Origin of the sequence: Butyrivibrio sp. VCD2006 (genome assembly GCF_000423925.1) — a bacterium.
In the GTDB taxonomy this organism is placed as follows: domain Bacteria; phylum Bacillota; class Clostridia; order Lachnospirales; family Lachnospiraceae; genus Butyrivibrio.
This window is the reverse complement of the sequence record NZ_KE384111.1, coordinates 1-5,903: the sequence shown is the minus strand read 5'-3', so window position 1 is coordinate 5,903 and position 5,903 is coordinate 1. Positions and strand designations below refer to the sequence as shown.

General features: G+C 41.9%; 7 protein-coding genes. All 7 read left to right on the top strand.

Translation table 11 applies throughout. From position 1 onward, the window contains the following. The first annotated feature begins 177 nt into the window (after positions 1-177). The 7 genes from G586_RS0120705 (at position 178) to larE (ending at position 5,624) form a co-directional block, all read left to right on the top strand. Positions 178-966 (top strand): HAD family hydrolase, encoded by a 789-nt coding sequence (locus G586_RS0120705; RefSeq protein WP_026529227.1) that lies wholly within the window; start codon positions 178-180, stop codon positions 964-966. Positions 967-1,030: 64 nt separating this feature from the next. Next, complete coding sequence (locus tag G586_RS0120700) at positions 1,031-1,924, top strand: hypothetical protein (RefSeq protein WP_026529226.1); 894 nt, start codon at positions 1,031-1,033, stop codon at positions 1,922-1,924. Positions 1,925-2,207: 283 nt separating this feature from the next. Next, a complete protein-coding gene (locus tag G586_RS24315; protein ID WP_051204991.1) occupies positions 2,208-3,377 on the top strand; it encodes an amidohydrolase family protein in 1,170 nt (389 codons plus the stop codon). Continuing rightward, positions 3,377-3,544, top strand: coding sequence for a Sec-independent protein translocase subunit TatA/TatB (locus G586_RS25885; protein WP_081674511.1), 168 nt, complete (start codon positions 3,377-3,379; stop codon positions 3,542-3,544). The genes G586_RS24315 and G586_RS25885 overlap by 1 nt, the downstream gene beginning before the upstream one ends. A gap of 109 nt (positions 3,545-3,653) precedes the next feature. Then, entirely contained in the window at positions 3,654-3,815 is a 162-nt protein-coding gene (locus tag G586_RS25880) for a twin-arginine translocase TatA/TatE family subunit (protein WP_081674510.1), read from the top strand. A gap of 112 nt (positions 3,816-3,927) precedes the next feature. Next, positions 3,928-4,662 carry a twin-arginine translocase subunit TatC gene (gene tatC / locus G586_RS24310; protein ID WP_051204990.1) on the top strand — a complete coding sequence of 245 codons (735 nt, stop codon included), beginning with the start codon at positions 3,928-3,930 and terminating at the stop codon, positions 4,660-4,662. Between the two features lie 125 nt (positions 4,663-4,787). Further along, positions 4,788-5,624: an ATP-dependent sacrificial sulfur transferase LarE gene (larE, locus tag G586_RS0120675; protein ID WP_026529225.1), complete on the top strand. Its 837-nt coding sequence runs from the start codon at positions 4,788-4,790 to the stop codon at positions 5,622-5,624. The last annotated feature ends 279 nt before the right edge of the window (positions 5,625-5,903 follow it).

The window sequence follows — 5,903 nt, the reverse complement described above, 5'->3', positions numbered from 1 at the left end:
TGAAAACAGCATTTCTAGGAAAATCATAGATTAAGAATTTTAGACTATCTATGAAAATAGGAATATTTCTGAAATCATAGATGGAAGAGCCTGCAAGTATCTATGAAAGCAGCATTTTTAGCTAAATCATAGATAAAATGGGGAAAATAAGGTAGTAGATATTTTTTATAGTCAGCGTTGGGGAGGCAGCAGACATTAAAAGCATGGACAAATGCCAGGTGGAAGGCAACTTCAAATAGTTTAGTAAGGGAAAATAGAAAAACTACAATGATTCTTATATTTGATTACTTTGAGACGTTACTTAACAGTAAGAGTATGGATTTTAACAGGGGACTAAAAATCTTCTGGGAGAAATATTACAAAGATAAATGTAAGTTTGAAGACATAAAAACATATGGAGAAGAATTGTTCCAGGTGCTTATGTCCAGGCATGCCGAGTGGAAGGAGTTTCCTTTTGTGGAGGAAGAATTGCCGCTATATGCCGAAAAATTCGGAGGAGAGGTAGTCTCCATGGATGCAGAGGAAGAAGCGGATTTCTTGATGGCCTGCAATGAATTTGAAATCAATCCGGGGATAGAAGATCTGCTTAAAGAAAGCGAACAAAGGAATATTCCAATGTACGTTTTGTCTAACAGTGGTTTTAGGGCTGAAGCACTATTGATAATCCTGAATCGAAAGGGCCTGGGAAAATATTTTAAAGGTATCTGGTCCAGTGCAGATTTCGGGCGAACAAAGCCGTGTAAAGAATTCTTTGAACTTGCAATACAATCTGCTCTGGCAGATAACCCCTCCGAAAAGCGAGAGAATATCGTATACATCGGCGATTTATATGAGACAGATGTGATTGGAGCATATAATGCCGGGATAAAGGTTGCCTGGCTGAATAAAAAGGGCGAAGAGGATACTAAGAAGCTTGCGACATACAAAACAGCAACCACAAATGAAATAAAGGAGAAATTGTTCTAATTAAGAAGCTTGCGACATACAACGCTGCAACAATAAATGAAATAAAGGAGAAATTAATCTAATCATGAAATATTTCACAAAAGAATGGTATCACCTGATGCAGAGACTGGATTATACATTATGTGCAAAGAGGATACCTGATAAAGACTATAGCGACAGTGATATTGAAGAGCTTTATGAAAAAGAGCTGCTTGAGTATTGCGAGGAAAATGAGCAGGATTTAGATGATGAATTAAGGAAGGAGTTTAGAGAGCTTTACGAAGAAAACCTGAAATGGATGAAGTATTCAAATCTTCCCGAGTGGGTTTTTGATGAGGTAGATAGCAGACTTATAGCACTTGAACTTTATCCTGAAAGTGTCTTTGACAAGCTCCATGAGGAAGAGGTCAGAAATGAAGAGCGCTTCAATGCGATAATGAAGGCAGCGGAGGAAGAGGATAAGGCGCACCCTGAGCTTGAGGATGTGAGGGAGATGCTCGCCAATCATGATGCAACGATCATGAATATTGTTGCTGATGAGGATCGAATCGCATTAACAATTACGGATCTGTATGGTCTTGATGAAGACATATTTGAAGACAAAGAAAATCCGGACACATTTGAAGATATAGATGAAGACGATGACTTTGACGATGAGTTGTTTGTTGAGGAAGAGGAGATACGAAAAAAGCTCGTATTTTCAGGTAATGCAAAGATCAGCTCGGATGATGGTGATAAGTTGGTAAGTGCGCTCATGAAAGAAGCTTCATCTGAGGGTCCGGTAATAACCTGGCTCTATGAGGAGGTTTCTAAGCAGGACGGAACCTATTTCGTGGACATTTTGGCATGTGACAATGATTTTGAACTGTACTATATCAAAATTGAATGCGAGCACATTACAGTAATAAGGGAAAGCTCACACACAACGAGTGGTGGGAACTGTATCTTGCATCAGGAAAATTTTTGCCGTAATGAGTAGATAGGGCTATGTCAGGGAAAACCTTGTCATATTAGTTGATAAGGTCTTATCAGAGAATATGATCGAAACCCCAAGTAGACAATTCAATGTCTGCTTGGGGTTTTTATAATAATTCTTCACCTGGATGTGCACGCAAGTAAAAGTTTTAAAAACAATTCCTAACTTTAGAAAAAGTTTATGGAAACTTCATAACAATACCTTAGTGCAGACGTTAAAATGAAATAGTAAACGTTATTTTGATAATATGAGCGGGGAGTTCTATTGCTCGCATTAAGGAGTGCGAATGAATAAAAATGAGGAGCGCGGAAGCGTGGAAATGACAAGACGTGAGTTTCTAAAGCTCACAGCTGCAGGGGCTGCCGGGATTGCAGCTTCTTCAATGATTCCCGGTGGGATTGGCCGGGTTCTGGCAGCAGAGGAAACAGAAGGGTCAGCGTACAAGAATCATCTTGAGGGGCAGGACAGAGCGCCCAACGAGAAGATTAAGATTGAAGCTCCAAAGGAAAAGATTCGATACGATATCATAGATAATCATCTGCATTACACCGACTTCCTTGAAAAGTCAGATGGCTTTCCGGCCCTGTGCGAGGCTATGGATATGTCAGGAGTTTCAAAGTCGGTAATCTTTGGAATGGGTATTGCAAAGCAGTGGGATAGCAGCATGCCCGAGGCTCCATCATATTATCTCAGCAATGATTCAAGATGCTATTACTATTCCGCGACAGACTATTTGCTTGCCGAGGATCTTCTTGCGCAGCCAAAAGAAATAAGGGACAGATTTTATCCCTTCTGCTGCGGTTTTAACTGCAATGACAAGTTTGCTGCGGACCACGTTGAACAGGTGCTCGCACGATATCCCAAGTTCTGGAACGGCATAGGTGAAATCATGAGCAGACATGATGACCTGACGGCACTTACCTATGGAGAGCCTCCGCATATTGATGGTGAGGGCTTCCTTGGAATCTTCGACCTGGCGGCTAAGGAAGGACTTCCGGTCCTTGTTCATCACAATATCACGGCTCAGAGTACAGAGAACATTCTGTATCTCGACGAGCTTTACAACGCCCTTGAGTACAACCGTGATTGCAAAATAATCTGGGCTCACGTGGGAATTTCACGAAGAGTTGAGGTCAAGGACCTTATAAAAATTGCTGATGAGCTTCTTAGAAAGAACAGCAATCTTTGGATAGATATTTCCTGGATCGTTTATGATTACTATTTCCTCGATGAATTTCCTGATAATTATTTTGATGGAAACACGCTTGATGATTGGGTTCAGCTTATAGAAAAGCATCCCGACAGATTCCTTGTGGGTACGGACAAGGTTGGACATTGGGCAACCTATCCTGCTGAAGTGGTCAAGTATTACAAGCTTCTCGACAGACTTAAGGACAAGACAGCGGATATGATCTGTAGGGAAAATGTTTTGTCACTTATTAAGGAGTACAAGTAATGATCGGAATGGGCGCTGGCGAGCTTTTAATAATTCTACTTGTGGCTTTTATTGTGGTGGGCCCTGAGGATCTGCCCAAGGTTGCAAGGAAACTGGGAAAAGTCGTAAGGCGTTTTAGGTCGGCCGTGCAGGAGCTTACGGGTGATATCAATCTCGATGAAAAATAAATTAAATCTCAGAGCCAAATCTTAATTATGCAAGTTTGTTGATAAAGGCAATTTATGATGCTGGCTGAATAGATTTAGATAGCAACCAGTTTTATGAGGAGGAAAAGAGATGCATATTGGAGTACAGGAATTAATTGTAATTTTGCTCATTGCTGCAGTGGTTTTCGGTGGCGGAAAACTTGCCGGAGTTGGCAAGGCTCTGGGTAAGAGTGTCAGAGAATTCAGAGAAGAAGTTAAGGGTGAAGAGAGCGACGCTCTTAAGGAAAAATGATGTCTTAAGGAAAAGGGATGTATCTAAGGGAAAAAGTATACACCTAAGGAAAAGAGATATCTCTAAAGAAAAGTGATGCTATAGGGCAGGAAAGATTGAGGGTTAGCAAGCAGTGACAGACGAGAGCAGGCCCATACTTACACATCTAAAGGAACTTCGGCAGCGGCTGATAACGGCAGCTGCCTTCCTTGTCGTGGGTGTAATCGTTGCCTTTATGTTTTTGTGTGATCCTGCCATCAGATTTATGGAGGCGCCGCTTGTAAGCAGGAATGTATCCGTGATCTACACAGGTGTCAGCGATGCTTTCACACTTAGACTGAGGATATCACTAATTCTGGGAGTTGTTATAACGAGCCCTGTCATTCTTTTTATAATCTGGAGATTTGTAAAGCCTGCGCTTTATGAACATGAGATAAAGCGTTTCAGGATTCTATTTGGGATTGGTCTCATCTTGTTTATCGCCGGAATATTGTTTTGCTATATAGCGGTTTATACGCTGGCTCTGAATTTTTTCCTGGTTGCGGGAGAGGCTGTTGCTACGCCGCTTTTTGCGATGGATAAGTATCTTAATTTCCTGTTGTCATTCCTACTTCCGTTCGGAGTTGCGTTTGAGCTTCCGGTTGTCATTTATATGCTCTCGAGCCATGGGATTGTGAATTACAGACAGCTCGCTGTTTTCAGAAAATATGTACTTCTTCTTATTGTTACTGCGTCTGCGATTCTTACGCCGCCTGATGTGGTGTCTCAGATAATGCTCAGCGTGCCTCTTTATCTGTTATATGAAATTGGGGTTATAGTGGCGAGAGTATGCGCAAGGGATTGCGACATGGTTATGAAAAAAGCCTGAAATGGGAAGTAAAATCAGAGCAGAGTATAATAAGCTGCTTGTAAACATAAACAAATGTGAATTACTATAAACGAAATATTCATGTGATATATTAGCTAATGTGAATATCTGGGAGGTGAAGTGGTATGGATGGATCACTTACGGGGGAGCTTCAGGAAAAGCTCGCAAAACTTGAGTATTATATTCGCGGACTCGGATCACTTGCTGTGGGTTTTTCAGGAGGTGTGGATTCCACGCTTTTACTTACTGTAGCCCACAAAGTGCTTGGAGATAAGGCGATTGCCGTAACAAGCATAGTTGCATCGATGCCGGAGAGAGAAAAATCCGAGGCCTCTGAGTTTTGCAAAAGTCGCGGAATCAGGCAGATAGAAGCGAGGGTTAATCCTCTTGAACTCGAAGAATTCAGGCACAATCATGCGGACAGATGCTATCACTGTAAGCGCATGATTTTTCAAGAAATAATAAGGATAGCTAAGGAAAACGGAATCGAGTATGTGGCAGAGGGTTCCAACATGGATGATCTTGGCGATTATCGTCCGGGACTTAAGGCGGTTGAAGAGCTTAAAGTCACAAGTCCTCTTCGGGAAGCGGGTCTTACCAAGGAGGAAATCAGACTGATTTCTAAGGCTATGGATCTTCCTACATGGAGTAAACCGGCTTATGCCTGCCTTGCCACAAGGTTTGTTTACGGTGATGAGATCACTGAGGAAAAGCTTCACATGCTGGACCTGGCTGAGCAGTATCTTATAGAGAACGGCTTTGTTCAGGAGCGTGTTCGTGTGCACGGGGATCTTGCAAGGATAGAGGTCCCTGCTGAGGATATCGAGCGCCTTGCTTCTTCCGAGATTCGTGAAAAGGTGTATGCGAGATTTAAAGAAATCGGATTTATGTATGTGGCACTCGACCTTCAGGGTTACAAGATGGGAAGCATGAATGCGGTTCTTAATTTGGAAAAAGATTGATCCGGTTTTATTGTTGCTTGCATATGATAACAAGTTGCCGGGAAAAGTTTTCGGAAACAGTCAAATATTTCGTTGACAACAAGAGACTGATTGATTACAATTTTTCTTAATTCCCATCTTTGACACCTAAAAAGCCGCAATCCCAGTATACACCTGGGGTTACGGCTTTATTTTTATCTCGTGAAAAGCGTAATGCTTCGTAAACTTGTTAGAAAAGGAAGCCTTGCCTACGGCAAGACTCTGAATTCAGGTGTTATCCGGGCATCTATGCCAGGCTTA